Annotated in this window: 4 protein-coding genes; 1 reads left to right on the top strand and 3 read right to left on the bottom strand. The window is 64.5% G+C overall.

Annotated features, from left to right (window positions below; all coding sequences use genetic code 11):
• Window positions 1-940 (top strand): MFS transporter (locus tag IRZ12_RS16315; protein WP_296470717.1); only part of this gene is annotated, 940 nt, incomplete at its 5' end.
• 31 nt (window positions 941-971) lie between these two features.
• Here IRZ12_RS16315 and IRZ12_RS16310 read toward each other — a convergent pair.
• The 3 genes from IRZ12_RS16310 to IRZ12_RS16300 all read right to left on the bottom strand — a co-directional run.
• Window positions 972-1,937: a tripartite tricarboxylate transporter substrate binding protein gene (locus tag IRZ12_RS16310; protein ID WP_296470713.1), complete on the bottom strand. Its 966-nt coding sequence runs from the start codon at window positions 1,935-1,937 to the stop codon at window positions 972-974.
• A gap of 19 nt (window positions 1,938-1,956) precedes the next feature.
• The gene (locus tag IRZ12_RS16305) at window positions 1,957-2,802 is read right to left on the bottom strand and encodes an alpha/beta hydrolase (RefSeq protein WP_087783233.1); all 846 of its coding nucleotides are present in this window, start codon (window positions 2,800-2,802) and stop codon (window positions 1,957-1,959) included.
• A 4-nt stretch (window positions 2,803-2,806) separates the two neighbouring features.
• A partial coding sequence (locus tag IRZ12_RS16300; RefSeq protein ID WP_296470708.1) for an LLM class flavin-dependent oxidoreductase occupies window positions 2,807-3,887 on the bottom strand: 1,081 nt, incomplete at its 5' end.

Raw genomic sequence — 3,887 nt, 5'->3', positions numbered from 1 at the left:
GGGGCAGTCGTTGGGGTTGGGGTTGACCAGCCCGGTCGCGCTCACGCCCATACTGACCCGCTGGTTCACGCGCCAGCGCGGCATGGCGCTATTTTTCCTTTCCACCGGGTCGATGGCTGGCATCGCCCTGATGACGCCGGTTTTCACTTCGCTGATCGCATGGTTGGGCTGGCGCGCGGCCCTGGTGGCGTACGCGGGGGCGTTTGCGTTGTTTACCTTGCCTGCTGCGTTGTTCGTATTCCGCGACAATGCACCCGCCCATGCCGACCTGCGCCCCGAAGACGTCGCGGCGCGCACGGCGGCGGCATCGCACGCCACCCAGGCGGCGCCCGCCCTGCGGGTCGCCGACGCGGTGCGTACGGCGCCGTTCTGGCAGGTGGCGATCGGATTGTTCGCTTGTGGCTTCAGCATGAATCTGCTTGGTTCGCACGGCGTGCCCATGCTGATGGATCATGGTTTCGACGCGATGACGAGCTCACTGGGCATAGGGCTCATCGGCGCAGTGGCCATGTTCAGTACTCTGGTGTTGGGGCGCTTGGCCGACGTGCTGCCGCGGCGGGATCTGCTCGCCACGATTTATCTCGTGCGGGGCTTGGGATTTTTTGCATTGGTGATGGTCGGCGCGCATTGGGAACTGTACGCAGCGTCGACCATCGGCGGGATCGTCTGGGCGGGCAGCATTGCGCTGTCGTCGGCCATCCTCGCCGACATATATGGCGTGCGCCTAGTCGGGGTGTTGTACGGGCTGACCTACCTGGGCCATCAAGTCGGCGGCATGATCAGTTCGTGGCTGGGTGGCTGGGGCTACGAAACCTTCGGGACGCACTGGGTTTCGTTCGGTGCCGCAGGTGCGTTGCTCGTTGCGGCGGCGGCGATGTCGATGCGCTTGCCGCGGCGCGCTACCCCGATGGTTCGCAGCGCCCCGGCAGCGGGAGGGTGAGGCGGCCCGCCGCCGGTCGGCAAGCGTGTCGTCAATTGACCGAGACTTTAAATTCCTTGATCAGTTTTTCCCATTCGACGGCCTCGCGCTTCATCGATTCGCCGAACGCTTCGGAGCTTTCGAACGTGGGTTCCAACCCCTGGTCGCGCAGCCATTTGGTGACATCGGGTTCGCGCAGGATGGACTGGATGTCCGTCCGGATTTTGTCGATGACCGGCTTGGGTGTACCCGCGGGGGCGAGGACGCCGAACCAGCCTCCCGCGCGCAGGCGCGGAAAGCCCAGCTCCAGGAAGGTCGGCACGTCCGGCAATACGCGCGAGCGCTTGGGTGCCAGCACGGCGAGCGCCCGGACACGGCCCTCTCGGATGTGCGGAATGGCTGTTCCCACCGAGTTGAAGCTCGCCTCCACGTGCCCGCCGATCATGTCCGAGAGCGACAGCGCTTCTCCCTTGTAGGGAACCGGCAAGACGTCGATGCCTGCGCCTTGGCCGAGGATGAGGCTATAGAAATGGAAGCTGGAGCCCGTGCCGAAGTTGCCGATCCCTAGTGGCCGCCCTCGTTTTTTCACCCCCTCGATCATTTCTTGGAGCGTTTTGTACGGGGAGTCCGAGCGCACTACCAACGTCGTTTCTGTATCGACGAGCTGCACGACCGGTGCAAAGTCGGTGATGGGGTCGTACGGCGTTTCGGGGTAAAGCAGTTTCACCATCCCGTGCGACACGAAAGTCGAGAGCAACGTGTAGCCGTCCGGTGCCGCGCGCGCCACGATTTCGGCGCCGATCCGGGTCGTCCCGCCCGGCCGGTTTTCGACGACGACGGGTTGTTTCCATTTCTTGTTCAGTTGCTCGGCCAGCAACCGGGTGATGCGGTCGGGACTGCTTCCGGGCGGGCCGGGCAGGATAATGCGCACGGGCTTTTCGGGCCAGGACTGGGCGATAGCGGCAGGGCTGACGGCCATGGCGAAGGCCCAGGCCAAGTGAAGCAGGCGCGGTTTCATCGGTAGTCTCCGTGTCGTTCTAAGTTTGTTGGAAGAAGTCGGCAAGGTGTTGGTTAAAGCGCGCCGGTGCTTCGAGCTTGAGGATATGGCCGCAGCCGTCCAGCGTTTTCAGTTCGGCTTCTTGCATGGCGTCGCAGAGCGGCCCGGCATGTTCGGAGACCGGAGCGACGGTGTCGTGCGTGCCGGCCAGGATTAAGGCGGGAGCGCTGACCGACGCCGCCAGGGCGATGCCGTCGCAGTCGAATAGCATGCGGGTGGCTTGGGCCAGGCCGTCAGGATGAACGGCTTCTCCTAATTGGGAGAAACGCTCGATCACCAGCGCGTCGGGATCTGGGCCGAGGAATCGCGCCGCACGCGTCTGGGGCGCAACGGCGCGTGCGGCCGGATCGAGCCGGGCGGCAATGCGCGCGGCTTTTTCGGCGGGCTCAAGATGGCTGTAGCCGCGAGTCGGCGCAGACAGTACGACGGACCGTACCCGCTGCGGATGGCTCGCCGCATACGCATTGGCGATCAGCGAGCCCCATGAGCTTCCTACTAGGTGCACTGGCGCAAGGCGGAGCGCGTCCAGCAAGGCATGAAGGGATTGCACGTAGTCGTCCACCCTGGGCGAGGCGGCCGCAGGCGGCGTGCTGCCGCCGAAGCCCGGCGCATTCCAGGCGACGACTTTCCAGCGGGCCGAGAGCCCGGCTAGCGGCGCACGGTAGCCAGCCGAACTCGAGCCTATGCCGTGCAGCAGGACGATGGCGTCGTCGCCCCGGCCCGCTTCCCGGTATTCGATGAGCTCGCCGGTAGGCAGGCGGATTTGCTGCAGCGGTGGCAGGGGCGCTTCGAGCAGGGCGCGGTCTTGTGAGCTGAGGGTGGGCATGGTGTCAGGCTTGCGTGGAGGTGGGTTCGGGTTCGGTCAGCGCAGGCAAAATGTGTTCGGCAAAGAGCTGGGTGGATCGTAGAGATTCTTCCCGGGTCAGGTCCCCGAAGGCCATGCGGCAGACGAAGTAATTGACACCCGTTTCCTCCGCGGCGGCGGCTATCCATCGCCGCACGGTCTCGGGGGACCCGGCAATGCCCAAGCCCGCACGTTGGGCATCGTCGAAATTGTCGGGGAAAGAGAGCGTTTGGGGCCGGGTACCGTGTTTGACCCACAAGTGCATGAGGTGTGCATACCAACGCTGATAGGCGCGCCGCGCAGTTTCGAGTGCTTCGCCATCGGTGTCGGCCACGACGATGTGACGGCTCACGCCCAGGTAAGGGATGGTTTCGGGTGGGTGGCCCAGTGCCTCCCAGTGCACCCGATATTGATCGGTGATCGCACGAACCTGCGCCGGCATCCCATTGCACACGATGTTGACGGCATTTTCCGCCGTCCATTGGGTGGCGCCCGGCGTGCCGGCGCCGTACCAGATGGGCGGGGTGGGGCGCTGCACGCACTGCATTTCCACCGGCACGTCCCGTAGGTCGAAATACTTGCCCTGGAAGTTCACCGTGGCCTGGGTGAGCCCTTGCATGATGATCTGGAATGACTCGTGATAAATACCCTGTGCGTGGGCCGGGTCGACGCCGTAGTAGCCAAGTTCATAGGGCGATATTCCCCGTCCGAAACCTACCTCCAGGCGGCCGCCGCTCATCTGGTCGAGCATGCAGATTTCTTCCATGACCCGCAGCGGGTGATGCATGCCCAGGGTATAGACCAGTGGCCCAAAGCGCAATCGGCGCGTACGCTGCGCGACTGCCGACAGGTACACGCTCGGCGACGGAGCGATGCCCAGAGGCGTGGAATGGTGTTCCGCCACGTGATAGGCGTAAAACCCGGCGCGGTCGTAGGCCTCGACCAGAGCGAGCCTATCTTCATATTGCTGGGCCAGCGTGACCGTGCTGCGGTCCATGTGATCGAACACTGCGAATTTCATGCATTTCCCTTGGTGATGGCCGCGCGCGGGGGCAGCGGTCGTGACG

It is taken from the genome of Pigmentiphaga sp. (genome assembly GCF_019689535.1).
Classification (GTDB): domain Bacteria; phylum Pseudomonadota; class Gammaproteobacteria; order Burkholderiales; family Burkholderiaceae_B; genus Pigmentiphaga.
Note: the sequence above shows the minus strand (reverse complement) of the source record. Positions and strands in the feature narration are given on the sequence as shown.